Annotated in this window: 21 protein-coding genes; 7 read left to right on the top strand and 14 right to left on the bottom strand. The window is 56.9% G+C overall.

What is annotated here, in order from left to right:
- Positions 1-155: 155 nt before the first annotated feature.
- Genes hemG through pepQ form a run of 4 tightly spaced genes read right to left on the bottom strand, consistent with a single transcriptional unit; the run spans position 156 to position 4,152 of the window.
- The gene (gene hemG, locus FEM41_RS06885) at positions 156-701 is read right to left on the bottom strand and encodes a menaquinone-dependent protoporphyrinogen IX dehydrogenase (RefSeq protein ID WP_138095284.1); all 546 of its coding nucleotides are present in this window, start codon (positions 699-701) and stop codon (positions 156-158) included.
- A 12-nt stretch (positions 702-713) separates the two neighbouring features.
- Positions 714-2,165 (bottom strand): Trk system potassium transporter TrkH, encoded by a 1,452-nt coding sequence (gene trkH / locus FEM41_RS06880; protein ID WP_138095283.1) that lies wholly within the window; start codon positions 2,163-2,165, stop codon positions 714-716.
- A 41-nt stretch (positions 2,166-2,206) separates the two neighbouring features.
- Complete coding sequence (locus FEM41_RS06875) at positions 2,207-2,821, bottom strand: IMPACT family protein (RefSeq protein WP_138095282.1); 615 nt, start codon at positions 2,819-2,821, stop codon at positions 2,207-2,209.
- Entirely contained in the window at positions 2,821-4,152 is a 1,332-nt protein-coding gene (gene pepQ / locus FEM41_RS06870) for a Xaa-Pro dipeptidase (protein WP_138095281.1), read from the bottom strand. Before pepQ ends, FEM41_RS06875 begins: the two co-directional genes overlap by 1 nt.
- Positions 4,153-4,340: 188 nt before the next feature.
- Between pepQ and fadB the strand changes: the two genes are divergently transcribed.
- Both fadB and fadA read left to right on the top strand, forming a co-directional pair.
- Complete coding sequence (gene fadB, locus FEM41_RS06865; RefSeq protein ID WP_138095280.1) at positions 4,341-6,530, top strand: fatty acid oxidation complex subunit alpha FadB; 2,190 nt, start codon at positions 4,341-4,343, stop codon at positions 6,528-6,530.
- 10 nt (positions 6,531-6,540) lie between these two features.
- A complete protein-coding gene (gene fadA, locus FEM41_RS06860; protein ID WP_138095279.1) occupies positions 6,541-7,704 on the top strand; it encodes an acetyl-CoA C-acyltransferase FadA in 1,164 nt (387 codons plus the stop codon).
- A gap of 55 nt (positions 7,705-7,759) precedes the next feature.
- Here fadA and FEM41_RS06855 read toward each other — a convergent pair whose 3' ends face one another.
- Together FEM41_RS06855 and FEM41_RS06850 are read right to left on the bottom strand one after the other, a co-directional pair.
- Positions 7,760-8,734 carry a LacI family DNA-binding transcriptional regulator gene (locus FEM41_RS06855; RefSeq protein WP_138095278.1) on the bottom strand — a complete coding sequence of 325 codons (975 nt, stop codon included), beginning with the start codon at positions 8,732-8,734 and terminating at the stop codon, positions 7,760-7,762.
- Positions 8,731-9,660 carry an ROK family protein gene (locus FEM41_RS06850; RefSeq protein ID WP_138095277.1) on the bottom strand — a complete coding sequence of 310 codons (930 nt, stop codon included), beginning with the start codon at positions 9,658-9,660 and terminating at the stop codon, positions 8,731-8,733. Before FEM41_RS06850 ends, FEM41_RS06855 begins: the two co-directional genes overlap by 4 nt.
- Positions 9,661-9,953: 293 nt before the next feature.
- On the opposite strand from FEM41_RS06850, the gene FEM41_RS06845 reads away from it, so the two are divergent.
- The 4 genes from FEM41_RS06845 to FEM41_RS06830 are packed head-to-tail and all read left to right on the top strand — an operon-like array spanning position 9,954 to position 15,426.
- Complete coding sequence (locus FEM41_RS06845) at positions 9,954-11,300, top strand: FAD-dependent oxidoreductase (RefSeq protein ID WP_138095276.1); 1,347 nt, start codon at positions 9,954-9,956, stop codon at positions 11,298-11,300.
- Positions 11,301-11,310: 10 nt separating this feature from the next.
- Positions 11,311-12,606, top strand: coding sequence for a Na+/H+ antiporter NhaC family protein (locus FEM41_RS06840; protein WP_138095275.1), 1,296 nt, complete (start codon positions 11,311-11,313; stop codon positions 12,604-12,606).
- A gap of 9 nt (positions 12,607-12,615) precedes the next feature.
- On the top strand, positions 12,616-14,766 hold the full coding sequence (locus FEM41_RS06835; protein ID WP_138095274.1) for a hydantoinase/oxoprolinase family protein: 2,151 nt from the start codon (positions 12,616-12,618) through the stop codon (positions 14,764-14,766).
- 9 nt (positions 14,767-14,775) lie between these two features.
- Complete coding sequence (locus FEM41_RS06830; RefSeq protein WP_138095273.1) at positions 14,776-15,426, top strand: hypothetical protein; 651 nt, start codon at positions 14,776-14,778, stop codon at positions 15,424-15,426.
- 2 nt (positions 15,427-15,428) lie between these two features.
- Here the strand turns inward: FEM41_RS06830 and fre are convergent, their stop codons facing one another.
- Both fre and ubiD read right to left on the bottom strand, forming a co-directional pair.
- Positions 15,429-16,130, bottom strand: coding sequence for an NAD(P)H-flavin reductase (gene fre, locus FEM41_RS06825; RefSeq protein ID WP_138095272.1), 702 nt, complete (start codon positions 16,128-16,130; stop codon positions 15,429-15,431).
- 62 nt (positions 16,131-16,192) lie between these two features.
- Positions 16,193-17,662, bottom strand: coding sequence for a 4-hydroxy-3-polyprenylbenzoate decarboxylase (ubiD, locus tag FEM41_RS06820; protein WP_138095271.1), 1,470 nt, complete (start codon positions 17,660-17,662; stop codon positions 16,193-16,195).
- Between the two features lie 184 nt (positions 17,663-17,846).
- Here ubiD and rfaH point away from each other — a divergent pair, with 184 nt between their 5' ends.
- The gene (gene rfaH, locus FEM41_RS06815) at positions 17,847-18,335 is read left to right on the top strand and encodes a transcription/translation regulatory transformer protein RfaH (protein WP_138095270.1); all 489 of its coding nucleotides are present in this window, start codon (positions 17,847-17,849) and stop codon (positions 18,333-18,335) included.
- 5 nt (positions 18,336-18,340) lie between these two features.
- On the opposite strand, the gene tatD is transcribed toward rfaH, so the two are convergent.
- From tatD to ubiJ, 6 genes are all read right to left on the bottom strand, one after another.
- Positions 18,341-19,123 (bottom strand): 3'-5' ssDNA/RNA exonuclease TatD, encoded by a 783-nt coding sequence (gene tatD / locus FEM41_RS06810; RefSeq protein WP_138095269.1) that lies wholly within the window; start codon positions 19,121-19,123, stop codon positions 18,341-18,343.
- A gap of 55 nt (positions 19,124-19,178) precedes the next feature.
- On the bottom strand, positions 19,179-19,979 hold the full coding sequence (gene tatC, locus FEM41_RS06805) for a Sec-independent protein translocase subunit TatC (protein WP_138095268.1): 801 nt from the start codon (positions 19,977-19,979) through the stop codon (positions 19,179-19,181).
- Positions 19,980-19,981: 2 nt separating this feature from the next.
- Complete coding sequence (tatB, locus tag FEM41_RS06800) at positions 19,982-20,512, bottom strand: Sec-independent protein translocase protein TatB (RefSeq protein WP_138095267.1); 531 nt, start codon at positions 20,510-20,512, stop codon at positions 19,982-19,984.
- 3 nt (positions 20,513-20,515) lie between these two features.
- A complete protein-coding gene (tatA, locus tag FEM41_RS06795) occupies positions 20,516-20,779 on the bottom strand; it encodes a Sec-independent protein translocase subunit TatA (RefSeq protein WP_138095266.1) in 264 nt (87 codons plus the stop codon).
- 72 nt (positions 20,780-20,851) lie between these two features.
- Complete coding sequence (gene ubiB / locus FEM41_RS06790) at positions 20,852-22,492, bottom strand: ubiquinone biosynthesis regulatory protein kinase UbiB (protein ID WP_138095265.1); 1,641 nt, start codon at positions 22,490-22,492, stop codon at positions 20,852-20,854.
- Positions 22,489-23,094: a ubiquinone biosynthesis protein UbiJ gene (ubiJ, locus tag FEM41_RS06785; protein ID WP_138095264.1), complete on the bottom strand. Its 606-nt coding sequence runs from the start codon at positions 23,092-23,094 to the stop codon at positions 22,489-22,491. The genes ubiB and ubiJ overlap by 4 nt, the downstream gene beginning before the upstream one ends.
- Between the last annotated feature and the right edge of the window lie 6 nt (positions 23,095-23,100).

The following is a 23,100-nucleotide window of genomic DNA, read 5'->3' as shown; positions in this document are numbered from 1 at the left end:
AGAGTCAAGCGTTTATTTTCGCTTTCGTCCCGCTGACCCGGTGTGCCGTAAGGCGTTGTTCCGTGTCAGTGGTGGCGCATTATAGGGCCTGAATTCGTGCTGGCAAGGGCTAATTTAAAAAAAATGTTTATCAGCCCGTTTTTCCGCCATTACGCTCAATTAATCGTCCCGCTGCGCGTTAAGCGAGCAACTTCACGGGCAAAATCAGCCACCTGATTCCAGTCGGTGTAGACCACTTCTTTACTGGTATCCGTTTCTCCCCCGGTCATTTTCATAATCAGGCGAATCATAAAGCGATCAAACCAGCGATAGCGTGGATAACGCAGCGCGCCAGCAAAGACCGCGCTGAGATCCGGTTGCCAGGGAGAAGCCAGCAGAAACTTGCGCGTATAAGAGTTGGTTTGCGGAGTCCGCTTTTCCGGCTTACGAGCAACCAGATTTACGGAAAAGAAGGCGCCTGGCCGCGCATTGAGCTCGACCACATGCTTTTTCACAAAATCCGTCAGGGCCGGATGAAAATGGCCATAGCGAATAGAAGCGCCAATCACCACCCGATCGTACTGCTCCCACGCCAGCGTTTCCACCCGATGCAGATTCTGCAGCTCGGCATCAATGCCATGTTCCTTCAGACCGGAAGCAATGCTGGCAGCAATCTCCCGGGTTTGCCCGTCCCTTGTCGAAAACAGAATCAGGGTTGTCACATTTCGCTCCGATTATTCGCGCCAGAATGTTGGCGTAAAGAGTACCAATAAGGTAAAGACTTCCAGTCGCCCGAACAGCATGTTGCAAATCAGGATCCACTTAGCAACCGGATTCATGGTGGAAAAGTTATCCGCCACTACGCCAAGTCCCGGCCCCAAGTTATTTAGCGTAGCTGCTACAGAAGCAAATGCTGAGAAGTCGTCCACACCGGTGGCGATAATCGCCAGCATACTGATCAGGAAGACCAGTGCATAGGCCGAAAAGAATCCCCACACGGCTTCCAGAATACGTTCCGGCAGCGCGCGATTGCCAAGCTTAATACTGTAGACCGCGCTGGGATGCACCAGGCGCTTCAGTTCGCGGTTCCCCTGTTTAAACAACAGCAGGATACGAATGACTTTAAGGCCCCCACCGGTAGAACCAGCACAGCCGCCGATAAACGCAGAACAGAGCAGCAATACCGGCAGGAACAGCGGCCAGCGAGCAATACTGTCGGTCGTGAACCCTGCCGTGGTCGCCATCGAGACCACCTGGAAGAAAGACTGATTCAGAGTTTGCCAGGCCGATTCATAGACATTATGGAACCACAGCACCAGAGTGCAGATCACCACCAGCGATAGCTGTACCCCAATAAACATTCTGAATTCCGGGTCGCGCCAGTACACCTTCAGGCTGCGACCGCTCAGCAGCGAGAAGTGCAGCCCATAGTTACAGCCAGAGATCAGCAGGAAGATGGCGATAATGGTGTTGATAGTCGTGCTGTCGAAGTAGCCCACGCTGGCGTCATGTGTCGAAAAGCCGCCGATGGCGATGGTCGAAAAGCTGTGGCCAATGGCATCGAAGGCTGGCATACCGGCGAACCACAGCGCCAGAGCACAGGCTATCGTTAATAGTACGTAGATTAGCCACAGCGTTTTGGCCGTCTCGGCAATACGCGGTCGCATTTTATTGTCCTTCAGCGGCCCTGGCATTTCCGCGCGATAGAGCTGCATGCCCCCAACCCCCAGGATCGGGAGTATCGCCACCGCCAGTACGATGATTCCCATCCCGCCAAACCACTGAAGCATCTGACGATAGAAGAGTATCGCATGCGGCAGCGAATCCAGCCCCACAAGCGTAGTGGCACCAGTGGTCGTCAGCCCAGAGAAGGACTCAAAGAAAGCATCAGTCACCGTCAGGTTAGGCCGTTCGGAAAAGATAAAAGGCAGGGCCCCGACGCTACCCAGCACGGTCCAGAACAGCACCACAATAAGAAAGCCTTCGCGCGGCTTCAGTTCACTTTTCTGATGACGATGGGGCCACCACAACAACACGCCAATGGCCAGTGCGACAAAAAAGGTCTGCGTAAAGGCGCGGCCGGCGCCATCCCGATAAATCAATGCCACCAGGCCGGGAAGGAACATCGTTCCCGAAAAGAGGATAACCAACAGGCCAACGATTCGGGTTATGGCACGAAAATGCATTTCAGCCGTTTCCTTTGCAATCAAAAAAATATCAGGTGGGATTATTGTGCAAACGGTAGCAAATGCAATGTACCGCGGCTCAGATCGGCCAGTCTGGCCGAAAATTCGGCCACTTTTGCCTGGGGAAGCGCCACCTGGAGCCTGACTTCGGCCTGATAGTCACTATGGTCCACCACTCCTTCATACTGTTTCAGCAGTGCTTCCACGCCAGACAGTTGGCCATAGTCACAGTGAAGAAGGTACGTTTGCAGAGGCACCCTACGCGAGGTAGTGAGCTGGCCAAGCGCCAACTGTACGCCGCCGCCATAGGCTTTAACCAGCCCGCCGGTTCCAAGCTTAATCCCGCCATAGTAACGCACCACCACGGCGGTAATTTCGCCAACGCCGCTGCCCATCAGCTGCGCCAGAATCGGTTTACCCGCCGTGCCCGCGGGTTCGCCATCGTCGGAAAACCCCAACTGCTGCGAATCATCAGGCGCACCGGCCACCCAGGCCCAGCAATGATGGCGGGCATCAGGATGTTCGGCACGTACGGCATCAACAAACGCCTTCGCCGCCTCCACGCCGTCGGTATGGGCCAACAGCGTGGTAAAGCGGCTCTTTTTAATCTCTTCGTTAACGGTGACCGGCGCCGCCGGAATCAACCAGCTTTCCATCAGGCCAGCTTCAGATCCCGGGTCATATTTTCGAGGCTATTTTCATGCATCACCACGTTATCCTCTATACGGATACCGCCGTAAGGCTTCAGCGCTTCGATCTTCTGCCAGTTAAAGTGCTTACTGTACTGGCCTTCACGCCAGGGCGACAGCAGCGAGTCGATAAAGTAGATACCCGGCTCAATGGTCAACACCATACGCGGCTCCAGGATACGGGTGCAGCGCAGTGCAGGATACAGCTCCGGCGGCGCCAGATGGGTGCCGGTATCATCCTGCATAAAAGCGCCCACATCGTGGACCTGGAGCCCCAGCGGATGGCCGATACCATGCGGCATAAAGGGCCCGGTCAGGTTCGCTTCCACCATCGCCTCTTCGCTGATGTCGGTCACAATCTGATGACGACGCAGAATCTTCGCCAGGCGCTGGTGAAACTGAAGATGGTAATCGCTATAGCGCTCGCCGACTTTCATAGTGGCGATCAACGCCTGCTGTTCTTCATTGACGTCTTTAATCAGTTGGGCAAAGTCACTGTCGTGATGCGTGGTCCAGGTTCGGGTCAGATCCGCCGCATAGCCGTTATACTCCGCCCCGGCATCCAGCAGGAAGCTACGCATTTCAGGCGGCGCAGTGTGATCCAGTTTGGTGTAATGAAGTACTGAGGCATGCTCGTTCAGGGCCACAATATTGCCGTAAGGCACATCGATATCACGATGTCCCGTCGCGGTCAGATAAGCCTGGTTAATATCGAATTCGCTCATCCCAGAGAGAAACGCCTCTTCGGCCGCCCGGTGACCTGATACCGCCATTTTCTGCGCTTCACGCATGCAGCTAATCTCATAGTCGCTCTTATAGGCGCGGTAGTAGTGCAGGTAATCAATCACCCCTTTCGGGTTGATCTGGTCGGCCGGAATCTCCAGTTGCAGCGCACGTTCCGGCACCGGGCCAATATAAGCGATATTTTTACGATTCGCGGGCAACTGGCTGCCGATGCCATCCGCTTTCGGCAGCGCCACCAGCTCAACTTCATCGGTCCAGAAACTGTCCGGCAGCGGCTCTACGTTATGCCAGTAATCCACCGGCAGGTAGAACCAGAGTTTCGGCTTGTTCACGCCATCCACCAGCAGCCAGCAGTTCGGCACCTGGGTGACCGGCACCCACGCCTTAAACTGGGGGTTCACCTTGAAGGGATAGGGGTGATCGTCAAGGAAGACGTTGAACAGTTCACCCGAATGAATCAGCAACGCATCAAGATTGAAGCGCGCCAGAACATTGCGGGCGCGCTCCTGTAGCGTTGCCATATGCTCTTTATACTGTGCGGCCAGCGAATCCATAGTTTACCCTTCTGTTTTCGACCATAACCTGCGCATCTTAGCACAGCCATTCGGGCACCGAACCCTTTCCGCCATCCGTGATCTTCACAGCAATTATTTAAACTGAAATTTGCATTTTATTAACATTAATTCCACACTCCGCTTCATCTGGTAAGACCAGATCCCAACGCTGGATTCAGGAGATTGATATGCTTTATCAAGGCGACACCCTGTACCTCGACTGGCTGGATGATGGCATCGCCGAACTGGTCTTTGACGCTCCCGGTTCGGTCAATAAGCTCGATACGGCAACCGTTGCCAGCCTGGGCCAGGCGGTTGAAGTGCTTGAAGCATTGCCGGAACTGCGCGGGCTCCTGCTGCGCTCCGGCAAACAGGCGTTTATCGTCGGCGCTGATATCACCGAGTTTCTGGGGCTGTTCCTTGCCCCTGCCGAACAGCTCAGCGAATGGCTGCGCTATGCCAATTCGATTTTCAGCCGACTGGAAGATCTTCCGGTTCCCACTCTTTCAGCCATTAACGGCTATGCGCTCGGCGGCGGCTGTGAATGCGTGCTGGCGACCGATTTCCGCATTGCCACGCCGGATGTTCGCATTGGCCTGCCGGAAACCCGACTCGGCATCATGCCCGGGTTTGGTGGCACCGTCAGACTGCCCCGCCTGCTGGGAGCCGACAGCGCGATGGAGGTCATCGCCGCCGGTAAAGAGCTGGATGCCAGCGAAGCCCTGAAGCGTGGACTGCTGGATGCTATCGTCGAACCGGAAAAGCTGCATGAGTCAGCCTTAACCACGCTGCGCCAGGCCATTAACGAGCAACTGGACTGGAAGGCCAGACGCGCACCCCGCCTACAGCCCCTGAAGCTCAGCCCCATAGAATCAGCCATGAGTTTCGCCACCGCCAAAGCCATGGTGAAGCAGCAGGCTGGCGGACACTATCCGGCGCCGGTAACGGCCATTGAAACGATTGAAGCCGCGGCCGGTCTGCCTCGCGACGAAGCACTGGCGCTGGAAACCCGCAACTTTGTTCCCCTGGCTCACACCGACGCCGCCCGGGCGCTGGTCGGTATCTTCCTGAACGATCATTATATTAAAGGTCAGGCGAAACAACTGACCCGCGACGTGAATCCTCCCCGTCAGGCCGCAGTGCTGGGCGCCGGAATTATGGGCGGCGGCATCGCTTACCAATGTGCCTGGAAAGGTATTCCGGTGTTGATGAAAGACATCAACGACAAAGCGCTGACGCTGGGCATGAATGAGGCAGGCAAACTGCTGAATAAAAAGCTGGAGCAGGGGAAAATCGACGGCCTGAGGCTCTCGGAGGTCGTCTCGACCATTCATCCGACACTCGACTATACCGGCTTTGAACGGGTCGACGCCGTGGTCGAAGCGGTAGTGGAAAATCCTAAAGTGAAGCGCGCCGTACTGGCGGAGCTGGAAAGTCAGGTCGGTGCCGATACCGTGCTGGCCTCGAACACTTCCACCATTCCGATCTCACTGCTGGCGGAAGGCCTGCAACGACCTGAAAAATTCTGCGGTATGCACTTCTTTAACCCGGTGCACCGCATGCCGCTGGTCGAAGTGATTCGTGGCCGTCAGACCACGGACGAAACCACCGCCCGGGTGGTCGCCTGGGCCCGGAAAATGGGTAAGACGCCGGTGGTGGTTAACGACTGCCCCGGATTTTTCGTTAATCGGGTGCTGTTCCCCTATTTCGCTGCCTTTAGCCAGCTACTGCGCGACGGCGCCGATTTCCGACGGGTTGATAAGGTGATGGAGAAAAAGTTCGGCTGGCCGATGGGACCCGCCCTGCTGCTGGATGTGGTAGGTATCGATACTGCCCACCATGCTCAGACAGTGATGGCGGAGGGCTATCCCGATCGCATGGCGAAATCCGACCGTGACGCTATCGACGTGCTGTTCGAAGCCGGACGCTACGGTCAGAAGAGCGGCCAGGGCTTCTGGCGCTATCAACCAGATCGTAAAGGCAAACCGCGCAAAACGCCGGACGACACCACCGATCGTCTGCTGCTGGAGGTCTGCCAACCAGTACGCGACTTCAGCGACAGTGAAATTATCAAACGTATGATGATCCCGATGGTGAACGAGGTCGTCCGCTGCCTTGAAGAAGGAATTATCGCCAGCCCGGCAGAAGCCGACATTGCCCTGGTTTACGGGCTGGGATTCCCGCCCTTCCACGGCGGCGCCATGCGCTGGCTGGACACTCTGGGTAATGCCCGTTTCATGGAAATGGCCGAACAGTATCAGCAACTGGGGCCGCTCTATACGGTCAGCGCTGGCGTGCAGGAAAAAGCGCGCAATAACCAAACCTGGTATCCCCCCGTCGCCCCGGTTCGTCCGGCAGGCGCAGTAGCGCAAGCCTGAGGAGGCTGAGATGGAAAATGTGGTCATTGTCGACGCCATTCGCACCCCAATGGGCCGCTCTAAAGGGGGCGCTTATCACCACACCCGGGCGGAGGATCTGTCGGCGCACCTGATGCGCAGCCTGCTTTCGCGCAACCCCGCCCTGGAGCAGGAAAGCATCGATGATATTTACTGGGGCTGCGTTCAGCAGACTCTGGAGCAGGGGTTTAATATCGCCCGTAACGCGGCGCTACTGGCAGAGATCCCCGCCAGCGTGCCTGCCGTCACCGTGAACCGGCTGTGCGGCTCTTCCATGCAGGCACTGCACGACGCCAGCCGAGCCATTATGACCGGCGACGCCCGGGTCTGCCTGGTGGGCGGCGTAGAGCATATGGGGCACGTTCCAATGAGTCACGGCGTGGATTTTCACCCCGGACTCAGCCGCACCACGGCAAAAGCCGCCGCTATGATGGGGATGACCGCAGAAATGCTGGCGCGCATGCACGGCATCAGCCGCGCCATGCAGGACAGCTTCGCCGCGCGCTCGCACAAGCTGGCCTGGGCCGCCACCGAAGCGGGTCTGTTCAATGATGAGATCGTTCCCACCTGGGGCCACAACGCCGACGGCGCGCTGGTCTGCATCACACAGGATGAAGTGATTCGCCCGGAAACCAGCGTCGAAGCCCTGGCTCAGTTGCCACCAGCCTTCGATCCGGTTAACGGCACCGTTACCGCGGGCAGCTCATCGGCCCTGTCGGACGGCGCCGCCGCGCTGCTGGTTATGAGCGAATCTTATGCCAGATCGCTGGGTCTGACGCCAAAGGTGCGTATTCGGACGATGGCCGTTGCTGGCTGCGATCCGTCAATTATGGGCTATGGCCCGGTTCCCGCTACCCGTAAAGCGCTAAGCAAAGCCGGAATAGCGATGGAGGATATCGATCTGGTCGAGATGAACGAGGCCTTCGCCGCGCAGATCCTGCCCTGCATCAAGGATCTGGGGCTAATGGAGAAGATCGACGATCGGGTCAACCTGAACGGCGGCGCTATCGCCCTGGGTCACCCTCTGGGCTGTTCAGGCGCCAGGATCACCGCAACCCTGGTGAACCAGATGACGCGCCGGGATGCCCAACTCGGCCTTGCCACGATGTGCATCGGGCTGGGCCAGGGGATAGCCACCCTTTTCGAACGCGCCTGAGGCGCAAGGGGTTAAACTGTGGTACTTCCCGCCTGTCAGGGGCGGGTTTTTTATTTCAGGCGCTGGCCCGCGCTACCAGACTGACCGGAAGCAGCGTATTTCCTTCCTGCGCCTCAGCCAGCAGCAGCATGACTGCCTGTCGTCCCAGTTGCTGTTTATCTACGGCAATGGTCGTCAGGGGCGGCGAAGTCCATGCAGCGGCATCGATATCATCAAACCCCACCAGCGAAATGTCCGCAGGGACCCGTAATCCACGCTGTTCGCACACTCTCAACACCACTCGTGCCGCAGCGTCATTGTAGGCAAAAATGGCATCCGGCGGCGTCGGAAGCGCAAGCAGTTCGTTGACCGCCTGGGTAAGCGACTGTTCGGTATCCAGCAGCGGTGGCGCAATGGCCTCGTATTCCGGCGGCATTAATAGCTGCGCCTCATAGAGCGCCTGTCGGTATCCTTTCTCGCGCTGACGAATACTGTAATGCGCCAGCGAACTGGCTAAAAAGGCAATCCGCCGACGTCCCTGCGCAATCAGATGATGCGTCGCCAGATAGCCCCCTAACACGTTATCCGGGTTAACGCACGGCATCCCCGGGGCCCACAGATCGGTCAGCACCAGCGGCAGCTTCATCTGTTGCAACAGCGCCAGCAGCTCGGGCTCAAAAAAACCGGCGCAAATCAGGGCATCGGGCTGATGCAGCATCACCTGTTCGCTAACGGCATCTCCAGGGCCAATAGCAAGAAAGCTGAGCGCAATGCCCTGCTCCCGACAGGTATCCTCAATCCCCAACAGAAGCTGGGAATAGAAGGGGAGCGCCCGGCTGATATTATGCTGACGGTGCAGCAAAAACAGCACCCGTTTGATTTTATCGCTGCGCAGGCGGGTAAAGTCATACCCCTGCTGCTGGGCAACGGAAATAATGCGCTGGCGCGTATCATCACGCAGCCCTGGCTGGCCTTTCAGCGCCCGGGATACCGCGCCGGGCGATACGCCACAGGCATCGGCAATATCTCTGATTCGTACAGGTTTACTCATGCATTACTCGTTTGTGACGTTTTCATCTGCTGCGCCCCCAGCCATGCCGCCCCCCGCACGCCGCTGCTATCGCCATGACGAGCGCGCACAATAGGGGTATGGCAGTGACCGCCGAAGACATAGCTGGCGACGCGCAGCTGTAAACCGGAATAAAGCTGCTCAACGTTGGAAACGCCGCCGCCCAGAACAATGATATCCGGATCCAGTATATTAACAATTCCCGCCAGGGAGCGGGCAAGCTGATCGCAATACTGTTCCCAGACGTCAGTCGCCAGCCGCTCTCCCGCCGCAACCCGCCCGACGATTTCCGGCACCATGAGCTGGTTCATCCCCCGGGCAGCATACTGTCGCTCCAGACCACTGCCAGAGATAAAACTTTCAATGCAGTTCGTCTGCCCGCAGTAACAGACAACCGCCTCACCGTCCCGGTCATTCCGGTAACGCGGCAGCGAATTATGCCCCCACTCGCCGGCACAGGCATTCGGTCCGACGATCGGCCGTTGGTCGATACACATACCGCCCCCGCACCCGGTGCCAAGTATCACACCAAACACCACGCTATGCCCTCTTCCACCGCCATCCATCGCTTCCGATAGCGTGAAGCAGTTGGCGTCATTGGTCACCGCGACTGGCATGCCCAGCCCCTGTTCCAGATCGCGAACGAACGCCTGCTGGTTCAGTACCAGGATATTGGAGTTTTTGATAAGTCCCGTGGAGGGATCTGGCGTACCGGGCACCCCGATACCCACCGTCACCGGCGCTGATGCCTGCTGCTGCGCCAGTTGAATCACTCTGATCACCTCCGCCAGAAACAGGCTATAGCTCTGTTTCGGCGTCGGGTAGCGCTGGCAGTACAGGATCTCGCCCTGTGCGCTTAACAGCGCCGCTTCAATTTTCGTGCCGCCAATATCCAGTCCCAGTCTCATCCTGTGTTTCCTTCTACCCGGTGCTCTCAAATCAGGCTACGCATTTTGTTTACTATACACAATGCAATCACGAAATAAATGTGATGCAGAGGCGGTATAACAACGGGCGCCTGGAAATTTTTTTCCGCGACAGGATTAGATTTTCACTGATAGTTAAATATCGGTCACAGTTTGAAATTAAGTTTATTAAAAACAGAGAGCGCCTTCACATTACCCGCTTTCCACCTCTGTACAACAGCCCATCATTGCCCGCAGGATTTCACACGAAATAATGTTTACTAAAAGGTAAGGATATGGAGCACTTTGATGTTGTCGTTGTCGGCGGTGGTTTCTCTGGCAGTATCGCCGCTATTGCCGCAGCACGTTGCCAGGCAAAAACGTTAATTGTTGAAGCGACCTCCTGCCTGGGCGGTTCGCTGACCACCAATGGCGTTAATCCCATGATGACGTTTCATGCCGGTGAGAAACAGGTCATTCGTGGTATTACCGATGAACTCATTAGCCGATTACAGGCCCGTGGAAAATCCCCCGGACACGTTGCGGACCCCGGTCATTTCACCACGACCTATACCCCCTTCGATGCCGAAGCGATGAAACACGAGCTGGAGCTTATGCTGTTGGAAGCAGGCGGCACCCTGCTCTATCACGCCACCCTGGCGGATGTCACCTGCGAGGAGCGCCGGGTTAACAGCATCACGGTCTGCACAAGGTCAGGGCTGATGGATATCAGTGCCACTACCTTTATCGACGCCAGCGGCGATGCCATGCTGGCCACCAAAGCAGGCGTTCCGGTCATCAAAGGTCGCGAATCGGACGGTAAATCACAGCCGATGACCATGACCATGAAAATGGTCAACGTCGACCGCGAAGCCATCCGCCGCTATATGCTGGAAAACATCGATAAGCTTAACAATCACTACCGCGCCGATGATGTCCGTAACGCCAGCCGTCTGGCCTGTCACGGATTTATAGAAGAGCTGGCAGCGGCCAGAGCCGCCGGGGAGATCTCGATTCCCCGTGAGGACATCCTGTTCTTTGAAACCAATACTCCAGGCGAGGTCGTGTTTAATACCAGCCGCATCCTCGATCACGATTCCACCGACCCCTGGAGCCTGAGCCACGCTGAATTCGTGGGGCGCCAGCAGTGCCGCGAGCTGGAAGCCTTTATGAAAAGCAGAATACCCGGCTTTGAGCAGGCGCTGGTGGTCCAGACCGGTCCGTCGGTTGGCGTGCGCAGTTCCTGCCAGATAGTAGGCTGCTACCAGCTTACGGCCGAAGATTTGCTGGCGCAGACGCGCTTTGACGACACCATCGCTATCTCCGGTTATCCCATCGATATTCACAGCCCGGACGGCGAAGGAACAGAGCACGGCAAACTGCCGGAAGGCGGCATGTACGGAATCCCCTGGCGCTCGCTGATTACACAGACGCTGGATAACCTGATCGTGGTCGGCCGCTGCATTTCCGCCACCTTCGAAGCCCAGGCCGCCATTCGCACCACCCCTACGGTCGGCGCCATCGGCCAGGCCGGTGGGATTGCGGCAGCGCTGGTCGCCCGGGCCAGTACCAGCGTGCATCAGCTTCAGGTGTCACAGCTTCAGGACACCATTCGTCAACAACAGGGTTATCTCGACTTCTAAGGAAGCCTTTATGGATATGCTGCATATCATCAGAATCTGCGCGATTCTGTTAACCTTCCTGCTGTTCTCCGGGTTGATGATGACCCGCAAAATGCCCGCTATTCTGGCGTTGCCGATTATGGCGGTGCTGATGCCGCTGATCGCCGGGGCTCCCCTGTTCAGCGCAGACAAAAGCACCTTCTCTATTGCCAATAACGTGCTGACTCAGGGTTCGATGCGCCTTGGCGCGACCATTGCCGCGCTGATTTTTGGCGCATGGTTTGGCGAAGTGCTCAAGAAAATTGGCGTCACAGAAGCACTGGTCCGTAAAGCGGCGGAGCTGTCCGGCGATAAACCGCTCACCATGGCCATTATTTTCTTTATTATCGGAACCATTATCTTCTCATCCAGCGACGGGCTGGGGATGGTGATTCTGGTAGGCAGTATTGTGATCCCCATTCTGCTGACCGCCGGACTGTCGCCACTCACCAGTTGTGTCGTACTGCTTGCCTGCCATGCGCTGGGCAGCCTGTTCTCCGTGAGCGGCTGGGCGCTGATGCACGATCTCTATGGCATTCCCATTGCCGATATGGCCCGTTACGCCGCGCTGTTCGCCATTCCGGCCACCATCGTCTACCTCGCCATGGTGGTCTGGATGGTGAAACGCGATGTCGTAGTGCGTAAGGCCTGGTCGATGCCGACTGCCGATACGCTTAACCGCCGCAAGCAGGTCAATGGCCTGGCGCTGATTTCACCGCTGGTGCCGGTCACCATTATCTTTGTCTTTAAAATGGATGTGGTGCCCGCCATCTGCCTGAGCCTGGCAATCTGCCTGCTGCTGGCAAGACCGAAACGCATCACCCATATCCTGGTGAGTAGCCTGGTGGAGGGGATTCAGAATGTCGCGGGCGCTATCGGTCTGATGATCGGCATCGGCATTCTGCTAAATGCCGTCACGGCGCCGCAGGTCAGCGTGGTCCTTAAGCCGTTGATCGAAGCGATCGTTCCTGGATCGCTGTGGGGTTACATTCTGCTCTTCTCTCTGCTTAGCCCGCTGGCGCTCTATCGCGGTCCGCTAAACAGCTACGGACTCGGCAGCGGCGTGGGCGTGCTGATGATGCACGGCGGTCTCTCTCCGCTGGCGACCATGCTGGCCCTGCGTTCGGCTTATCTGGTCCAGGGGCTCTCCGACCCCACCAATACCCATAACGTCTGGTCATCCGATTTCGCCAAAGTGGATGTGAACGACATCCTGCGTGCGACCCTGCCGTGGGCGATGGTCGCGGTACTGATTTCCATGATGATGGCGGGCTACATTGCCTTCTAAGGAGCTGATATGACAACAAAAAAATACCGTCTCGGCATTGATGTCGGCGGCACCTTTACCGATGCGGCGGTGATCGATAATGCCACCTTTGATCTCATCGCCCGGAAAAAGATCCCGACTACCCACCATCACCCCAACGGGGTGGCGCACGGCATCATTACCATTATTCATCAGGTGCTGGAAGAAAATAGCATTTCGCCACAGGAGGTCAGCTTTATTGCCCACGGCACCACTCAGGCCACTAACGCGCTGCTGGAAGGCGATGTCGCAAAGGTCGGGATCATTGCCATGGGCAGCGGGCTGGAGGGAAAAAGCGCCCGCAAAGAGGCGCATATTCAGGATATCCCGCTGGCCGACGGCAAGTTTCTGCACACGTACAATACCTTTCTGGACAGTCGCCAGCTCGATGACGGGACGATTCGCTCGGCGATTAATGCACTTTGCGATCAGGGCGCGGAGGTGATCGTCGCCTCAGAAGCCTATAGCGTCGATGATCCCACCAACGAATTACGGGTGATCGCTATCGCCGCAGAAATGGGGATCTGCGCCACCGGCGGCCATGAGATCACCCAGCTATACGGTCTGAAAACCCGGACCCGTACCGCCGTCGTCAATGCCAGCCTGATTCCGCGCATGCTGGAAACCGCCAACATGACCGAGCAGGCGATCAAAGAGGCCGGTATCTCTTCACAGTTGATGATTATGCGCTGCGACGGCGGCGTGATGAGCATCGACGAGGTGCGTAAGCGCCCCATTCTGACCATGCTATCGGGACTGGCGGCCGGTGTGGCAGGCGCTCTGATGTATGAGAAGGTCTCCGACGGCATCTTTTTTGAAGTCGGTGGTACCAGCGTCGATATTTCGGTGATTAAAAACGGCAAGGTGATGATCCAGAATGCCCAGGTCGGCGGTCACCGCACTTATCTGCGTTCGCTGGATGTCCGTACCCTGGCCGTCGCGGGCGGCAGTATGATTGTGGTCGATAAAGGCAACATCGTTATGACCGGCCCCCGCAGCGCCCATATCGCTGGCTGCGAATATGAGTGTTTTGCTGAAGCCTCTGCGCTCAATGACAACCCGACGCTGACCTTTATCAGCCCGCGCCCCGGCGACCCGCAAAACTATGCCGCGATCCGCACGGCCCAGGGCAAGCTCTACGCCCTGACGCTGGCGGGCGCCGCTAATCTGCTGGGCTATATCCCCGCCGACGACTACGCCGCAGGTAATAACGCCAGCGCGCGTTTCGCCTGGGAGCTACTGGGCGAACACCTGGGCATAAGCGCAGAACAGGCGGCACGTCAGGCGCTGGATATCGCTATCGATAAGGTCATGGGGGTGGTGAACGAAATGATTACCGAGTATCGGCTCGACCGCCACTTTATTACCCTGGTAGGCGGCGGCGGGAGCGGATGCGTACTGGTCCCGGCCATGGCGGAAAAGGCCGCCATGAAACATAAAAATGCCCGTAACGCGCCCTATATCTCCACCATCGGCGTCGGTATGGCTATGGTACGGGAGATGATTGAAAAAAGCGTGGTTAACCCGGGCGAAGCCGAAATCAAAAAAATTCGCGCCGAAGTGCTGGAGCGCATCACCCGTTCAGGCGCAAATGAAGCCACCGTGGATATCAACATCGAAATCGATAAGCAAAAGAATATTCTGCGCGCTATCGCGACCGGCGCCACCGAGCTACGGCAAAAAGAGAGCCTGAGCGAAGCGCTGCCCCTTCCCCGGCTCCAGCAAATCGCCGCCGAATCGGTCAATCTTTCCCCTCAGGCTATCTCATCCGCCTGCCAGACCGGCCGCTGGCATCTGTTTTCCGGCATGCGCGAACAGCGCTATCTCTTCGGTCTGCTGAAAAAGAGAATCACCAGCCTGAGCATGCTGGACCGGGAAGGCGTGGTACGGTTGAAACAGGAGAACGCCAACTGGTTAATGTGCCAGCGGGACGAGCTGTCATCACGCTTCGCCGATTTCATCGACGACAATACACGCTACTCGGAAGCCAATGCCGCCATTCCCAAAACCTTTCTGTTCTGGAAGGAAAAAATGCTCGACTTAAGCGGCACCCAGACCAAAGAGCAGATGCTGTCGATTATTGAAATGGAGCTGGATGTGGAAGAACAACAACAGCCTATTATCGCCGTCACCTGGCAGTAAGGGGCCATCATGGAGCAGGAACAGATCAATCAGTCGCTGGCCTGGCTGGATCTACGCGGCGATGCGGTATTTAACAAAATTCCCCCCGCCAGACGCCGCTACTATCTGGACAGCGCGCTGGCGGCCGGGGAGCGCGCGGCAAGCACGCTCCAGACCCGGGATATTCGCAGCCTGTATGCGGAAAACGGTATCGAGATCAAACTCGAACAGGGGGAAGGACTATTCTTTAGCGTCCGCTTCCGCGCCCAGTTTGAATACAGCGAAGCCAAATCGATACGAAGAGTCACGCTATATCAGCCTTCACTGGAAAGCCTGCGCACCAGTTGCGAGCGTGCGGGGCAGCCGGTCACCCTGGAGCAGATTATCGATATTCATCTGGCTCACGAGTTCTTTCATTTTCTGGAACACCACCAGAACCAGCCGGTGGGCGCTACGCTGGAAAAGGTCTGTCATTTTGCTCTCGGCCCCTGGCGCAGCTACTCTACCGTCGCCGCCACCTCGGAAATTGCCGCCCACCGCTTTTGCCAGCGGGTTAACGGACTGGCCTGCTATCCCAGTTGGTATGACTGGCTCTGGCTTATCGACACCGGTAAGCAAACACAACAGGAGAGAGACAGCCTGCTGGCTTCGGCATGGGCCGAGCTGCAACAGGCCGTATAGGATCAAATAAACGCGAAGGCGTCGCCAAACAGCCTGTCTTCCCGGGCCGCTCGCTCGTTACAGAACAGATCCCGGGCAATTTTCGCCATTTCGAAGCGGCCCGCGATATAGATATCGTAATCCGTTAATGAGCCGTAATCCTGCAGCACCGCCGTTAGCACCGTGCCGTTACGGCCGTTCCATCCATCCTCTGGCTGTTCCACTATCGCTTCCACCCGCAGATTGGGATGTCTGGCTTCCAGGTCACGCAGCTCAGGCAGATCGTAGAGATGCTTTGACTCACGACCGCCCCAGTAGATAGTGATATCGCGCTTCGGGTTGCGGGCCAGCGCAGTCAGCAGAATAGAGCGCACATAAGAAAATCCGGTACCACCGGCAATCAGAATCAGCGGACGGCTTTCATCGTCACGCAGCCAGGCTTCGCCGTGGGGGATATCCACCACCACCTCTTTTTTCTCCAGAATGCGCTCCATCACCGCCATGGCGTAGAGATTGAGCTCCGAGGCGCCAATATGCAGTTCGATGAAATCCTGTTCATCCGGGGTAGACGCCATGGAAAAAGGGCGCTTGTCCCGCTCGTCCATGACCACCATCAGATACTGACCGGCCCGAAAGGAGAAATCGCCTTCAGGCAACAGTCGTACCCGGTACACGGTATCCGTAATGGCGTCTACGGAGGTCACTTTACAGCTTAAAATTGTCATGCGCTCCCTCTGTCGGGTCATTAATGCAAAACCTGTACGGTGGGCGCTTACTGCCCCCACCTTTACTTGAAAATGGCCAGTTCGTCCCAGATGGCGTCGATTCTGGCGGTGACGTCAGGATCTTTTTCTATCGGACGGCCCCATTCACGTTCCGTCTCGCCCGGCCATTTATTGGTAGCGTCCATGCCCATTTTGGAGCCCAGACCGGATACCGGCGAGGCAAAATCCAGATAGTCGATGGGCGTATTTTCCACCAACACCGTATCACGCGCCGGATCCATTCGCGTGGTTATCGCCCAGATAACGTCGTTCCAGTCACGGGCGTTCACGTCGTCGTCGCACACAATAACAAATTTGGTGTACATGAACTGACGCAGGAACGACCAGACGCCCATCATCACCCGTTTCGCGTGACCGGCATACTGCTTCTTCATGGTGACCACCGCCAGACGGTACGAGCATCCTTCCGGCGGCAGGTAAAAGTCCACAATCTCCGGGAACTGTTTTTGCAGAATGGGGACAAAAACTTCATTCAGCGCCACGCCCAGCACTGCCGGTTCATCCGGCGGACGTCCGGTATAAGTGGAGTGATAGATGGCATCGTCGCGGCGGGTGATATGCGTCACGGTGAAAACCGGGAAGCTATCCACTTCATTGTAGTAACCGGTGTGGTCGCCGTACGGGCCTTCCGGCGCCATCTCGCCCGGCTCGATATAGCCTTCCAGCACAATCTCGGCGCTGGCGGGCACTTCAAGGTCGTTAGAGACGCACTTCACCACTTCGCTCTTGGTGCCGCGCAGCAGCCCCGCAAAAGCATATTCGGAAAGGGTGTCCGGCACCGGGGTTACAGCCCCCAGAATGGTGGCGGGATCGGCGCCCAGCGCCACAGAAACCGGGAAACGCTCTCCCGGATGCGCCGCGCACCACTCCTGGAAGTCGAGCGCGCCGCCGCGGTGGGAAAGCCAGCGCATAATCAGCTTGTTCTTACCCAGTCGCTGCTGACGATAAATACCCAGGTTCTGGCGCGTTTTATGGGGACCACGGGTGACGACCAGACCCCAGGTGATTAGCGGCGCGGCATCTTCCGGCCAGCACTGCATAATGGGAATTTCGGTCAGGTCGACCTTATCGCCTTCCAGAATCTGCTGCTGGCAAGGGGCGCCACGCAGCCGTTTGGTCGGCATGTTCAGCACTTGCTTAAACTGCGGCAGTTTATCGAACAGATCGCGAAAGCCCTTCGGCGGCTCTGGCTCTTTCAGAAAGGCCAGCAGTTTACCCACCTCGCGCAAGCTGGAGACATCGTCCTGCCCCATGCCCATCGCGACGCGCTTCGGCGTGCCGAACAGATTGCAGAGAACCGGCATGGTATAGCCCTTCGGGTTCTCAAACAGAAGCGCCGGGCCACCAGCCCTGAGAGTACGATCGGCAATTTCCGTCATTTCCAGGTGCGGATCGACAGGTAACGTTATACGTTTAAGTTCGCCCTGCTGTTCCAGCAGCGCAAGAAATTCGCGGAGATCGTGGTATTTCATCGTGATTTATTGTGTCCGGTTAAGTGCTGCATTATACGGCGTTCGTCGCTGTGATGCTGTAATTTTGTTAATCCCTGGTGAAATTCTGGTCCCGGTATTGTCCCCGACCTAAGAATGGGCTTAACTATCACTGCAAGGGCTGTTTTGTTATGCTTTTGCGCCTGTTCATCTAAAAAGAGTCATTATGCGATCCTGGTATTTACTGTACTGCAAACGGGGGCAGCTACCGCGTGCTAAGGAGCACCTGGAGCGACAAGCCGTTAACTGCCTGACTCCGATGATCACGCTGGAAAAAATGGTGCGTGGTAAACGAACCGCGGTCAATGAACCTCTGTTCCCGAACTATTTGTTCGTGGAGTTTGACCCTGAGGATATCCATACCACAACGGTCAACTCTACCCGCGGCGTGAGCCATTTCGTGCGTTTTGGTGCGCAACCCGCCAGCGTGCCGGAAAAGGTCATCCACCAGTTGCTGAACTATCAGGCCGAAAACATTACCGATCCGGATACCCCATGGCCCGGCGATGCCGTCGTGATTACCGAAGGCGCCTTCGAAGGCCTGGAAGCCATCTTTACCGAGCCGGAAGGCGAAACCCGCTCCATTCTGCTGCTCAATCTGCTTAACAAGCAGGTCCTGCAAAGCGTTAAAAACACCGATTTCCGAAAGGTTTAGCCCCCTCAGAACGCCACGCCAAACAGATTACGCACATTCTCATCAGTAGCCTGCTCAAGCCAGGCGCGATCTTCGCCGCGCCAGTGAGCGACCCGTTCGAGGATGTGCGCCAGAAAAGCAGGTTCATTACGGCGTGAAGCCGGTACTGGCTTCAGATCCCGGGGCAGTAGCCAGGGGGCGTCTGTTTCCAGTAACAGACGCTGCGCCGGAATCACCGGCAGCAGCTCCCGCAATGCCAGACCGCGCCGTTCGTCGCAAACCCAACCGGTAATCCCCAGATAGAGACCGCGCTCCAGGCATTCCATCGCTTCTTCACGTGTACCGGTAAAGCAGTGCAACACGGCCCCCGGCAGCTTATCCAACCAGGGGTCGAGCAATGCCAGGAAACGCTCATGGGCATCCCGACAGTGCATAAAGACCGGCATTTCCAGCTCCGCTGCCAGCTGTAGCTGGGCGGTAAAAGCCTGTTCCTGCTGTCGGGGCGTGGAAAAATTGCGATTAAAATCCAGCCCGCATTCGCCAATGGCAACCACTTCATTCCGGGCAGCCAGGGCACGCAGCCGCGTCGCGCTCTCTTCATTCCAACCGCTGGCATCATGGGGGTGCACGCCCGCCGTTGACCAGCAACGATGATGTTCCTGCGTCAGTTGCCAGGCCGCTTCGCTTTCGTCCACGCTGGTGCCGGTGAGCAACATGCCGCGCACGCCAGCTTCGCTGGCCCGTGCGATCACGGCATCGAGATCGCTGGCAAACCGGCTGCTGGTCAGGTTAACACCGATATCAAACATGGGTTTTCTCCGTAAAAAAACCGCCCGTGATGGGCGGTTCGTTTGCTGTGACCGATTACTGCTTCGGCGTGTCTGTTCCGTCGTCGGACGTCGATTCGGCTTCGTCGTCATCCTCTTTGTCATCCGCAGAGGGGCGTCGTTTACCGACATAGAAACGAGAGAAAAAGACCCCGATCTCAAACAGGATGTACATCGGTATCGCCAGCAGCGTCTGAGAAAAAACATCCGGCGGTGTGAGTATCATACCCACCACAAAAGCCCCTACCAGTACATAGGGACGTTTCTTCTTCAGATCTTCCGGTGTGGTCACCCCCATCCAGCACAGCAGCACAATGGCCACCGGAACCTCAAAGGAGACGCCAAAGGCCATAAACAGCGCCATGACGAAGTCCAGATAGCTGGTGATATCGGTCGAAATCACCACTCCGGCCGGTGCGGTTTTGGTCAGAAAACCAAATGCCAGCGGGAAGACAACGAAGTAAGCGAACGCCATGCCGAGATAAAACAGCAGTGAGCTGGAAACCAGCAGCGGTACCACCAGGCGACGTTCGTGCTTATAAAGTGCCGGAGCCACAAAGGCCCAGACCTGATAGAGAATAACCGGTGCCGACAGAATCACCGACACCATAATCGTCAGCTTGATCGGGGTGAAAAACGGTGATGCCACGTCAGTCGCGATCATGCTGGCGCCCTGCGGCAGCTGCTTAATCAGCGGATCGGAAACCAGCTGGTAGATGTCATTCGCGAAATAGACCAGCGCCAGAAAGATCGCCAGAATGGCGAGCAGGCAGTTCATTATCCGCTTACGCAGCTCAATCAGATGAGTGATTAACGGTTGGGTATCTTCAACGGCCATGTTCAGGATTTGTCATTGGTGGATTGAGAGGAGTCGCGACGCTCCGGAGCCGTTTCGGGCCCGGAAGCAGTCGCCGTTTCAGCGTTCCCCGCCTCCGGCGCAGGCTCCGCAGTGTGCGGTTTCTGGCTCGGCGCATCGGCCTGGCTCGCGGCTTCACCGGGCGTAGTGCCTGGCTGAGCCCCTTCAGTCACCGGATTGTGAATGGTGTGGGCCTCGTCGCTCGCCTTTTCCGGATCGTTGGCGGTATAAGAGCGCTTCATGGCCTCGGCGGCCTGGCGTAGCTCGTCCATCGACTCCTTAAGCTCCGGCGTCAGGTTGTCCATGCTCGCCTTCTCAACCTTTTTCAGGCTGTCCTGAAGCTCCTGTAACTTAAACTCCTGAGTCAGCTCATTCTGAACGGTGGTCGCCAGGGAGCGCAGCGCACGAATCCAGCCGACAACGGTTTTCACCGCTACCGGCAAACGCTGCGGCCCCAGCACCACCAGACCGATGATAAAAACCAGCAGAAGCTCGCTAAAACCAATATCGAACACGGCTTATACCTGATCTTTGTGCTGGCTTTTCTCGGTGTCCTTGCTGGTCTCTTCAGCTTTGTCAGAGATCGATTTCGCGGTGAAGTCAGCATCCTGCTGATCCTGCTGCGCGTTTTTCGCTTTATCGTCGTCGTCGCTCATGGCCTTTTTAAAGCCTTTGATGGACGCACCGAGATCGGAGCCCAGAGAGCTCAGCTTTTTGGTACCAAACAGCAGCACGACGATGACGGCAATAATGACTAATTGCCAGATACTGATACCACCCATAATGTTCCCCAGTGACTATTACGCGTAACGCGCCGAATTATACGACACCCGTACGCTCTGTGACGATGTAAATCAGGTGGTACGCCGCCAGCCTGTCAGCCACGCGACGATACCTCCTGCCATTAACCCTGCGGGAAGCCATTCCCACTCCGGTTTGTTTATCAGCAATAATGTACCGCTTAATATCAACGTAGCCCCAATGCCCAGCAGATAGCGTGACTGCCCCTGACGAGCCCGGTGGCTTTGATTATCCCGGGCGATTTTATCAACACTCTGCTGCAATTGCTTGCCCTGGCGCAAACTGTCGTAAACCAGTTCCGGTAATTGCGGCATTTTTTCCACCCAGAACGGCGCGTTTTCTTTAAATGCCCGTATCAGCGCTGGCAGACCGACCTGATCTTTCAGCCAGGACTCCAGGAATGGCTTAGCCGTTTTCCAGAGATCGAGCTGTGGATAAAGCTGACGCCCGACGCCTTCCACATAGAGCAGCGTCTTCTGCAACAATACCAGTTGAGGCTGCACTTCCATGTTAAATCGGCGCGCGGTGTTGAAAAGATTAAGCAGCACGTGACCAAATGAGATCTCGGAGAGCGGTTTCTCAAAAATGGGTTCGCAGACGGTACGAATGGCGAACTCAAACTCCTCGACGTTGGTATCGGCCGGTACCCAGCCGGAATCCACGTGCAGTTCCGCCACCTTGCGGTAATCGCGATTAAAGAAGGCGATAAAGTTTTCCGCCAGATAGCGCTTATCCTCTTTATTCAGCGACCCGACAATCCCAAAGTCGATACCGATATATTGCGGATCCTCCGGACTCTCGTAGCTGACAAAGATGTTCCCCGGGTGCATATCGGCATGAAAAAAGCTATCGCGAAACACCTGGGTGAAAAAGACCTGTACCCCGCGCTCCGCCAGCAACTGCATGTTAGTGCCGTTTTTTTCCAGCGACGGAACATCGGATACCGACATCCCGTAGATGCGTTCCATCACCAGCATCTCCTGGCTGCAGTAGTCAGAGTAAATCTCCGGCACATAGAGCATCGGGCTGTTTTCGAAGTTACGTCGCAACTGAATACCGTTGGCGGCTTCACGCAGCAGATTCAGTTCATCCAGCAGAGTCTTTTCATACTCGCGCACCACTTCCACTGGTCGCAGACGGCGGCCATCCGGCAGCAGATGCGGCACCCAGCGAGCCAGGCGGTAGATCAACTTCATATCCGCTTTGATAACCGGACGAATATCCGGGCGGATCACTTTGATAATGACCTCTTTGCCGGTCTTCTTCAGACGCGCGGTATGTACCTGAGCGATAGAAGCCGAAGCCAACGGCGTGACGTCGAACTCATCAAACCAGGTTTCAACGACTTGATCGCCCATGGCTTTTTCAATCAGCCGCTTTGCCTGATGGCCGTCAAAGGGGGCGACTCTGTCCTGCAGTAGCGCCAGCTGATCGGCAATTTGCGGCGGAAACAGGTCACGGCGGGTGGACAGCATCTGGCCAAACTTAATCCAGACCGGCCCCAATTCCTGGAGCGCCAGCCTCAGACGCTCGCCGAGCTGCTTATCTTTATGGCGATTCGGGATCCAGAACACCAGCCGACGCCACAGGCGCAGCGGCAGCGTGATACGCATTTTGGGGATAAGCTCATCGAGCCCATAACTCAAAAAGGTCCGGATAATAAAGTAGAGGCGCCGTAGTTCTCCTGGCGTCATTTGCCCTCCAACTGATCCATCCGTTTACTCAGCGCCTCTACCGAACGCGCCAGGGCATCCGTTTCTTCGGCAAACCAGGCCACTTCCAGCGGGCCCGGCGCCAGACGCCACTCTTCGGTCAGCGCGTCCGCCAGGTAGTGACGATCGCGATCAAACCGTTTTTTCAGGAAGTGCGCGCCGCCGCGTACCACGCGCCCCACGCCTTCGGCGGCAATATCGCCAATCCAGGGGGCCAGCAGCTCGGCGGGATCGAATTCCGCCAGGTCAATCAGCGCCACAAAGTTCTGGACGACCTGAATATCGCCCTGAACCTCCAGCTCTCCGCTCTTAATCAGCGCAGTAAGCTGCTGGCGGTCGCGCAATTTAGGTAATGTGCCGGGGCGGGTTATTACGGTGCAGTCGGCCTCCCCTTCCCAGGCGCCCAGCACGTCGATCTGCTGTTCGCTAAAAGAGAGCACCAGCGGCGTAGAGAAGCCAGAAAGCGTAATCCGCAGCGTCCGCCCTTTCAGGCGCTGACGCGGCGACTTCAGCGCATCGCTCCGCCACAGGAAGCTATTCAGTACATTTTCCACCGTCGCGGTGATGATGGGTGTCAACGGCACGCTCCC

The organism is Jejubacter calystegiae (assembly GCF_005671395.1).
Taxonomy (GTDB): domain Bacteria; phylum Pseudomonadota; class Gammaproteobacteria; order Enterobacterales; family Enterobacteriaceae; genus Jejubacter; species Jejubacter calystegiae.
Note: the sequence above shows the minus strand (reverse complement) of the source record. Positions and strands in the feature narration are given on the sequence as shown.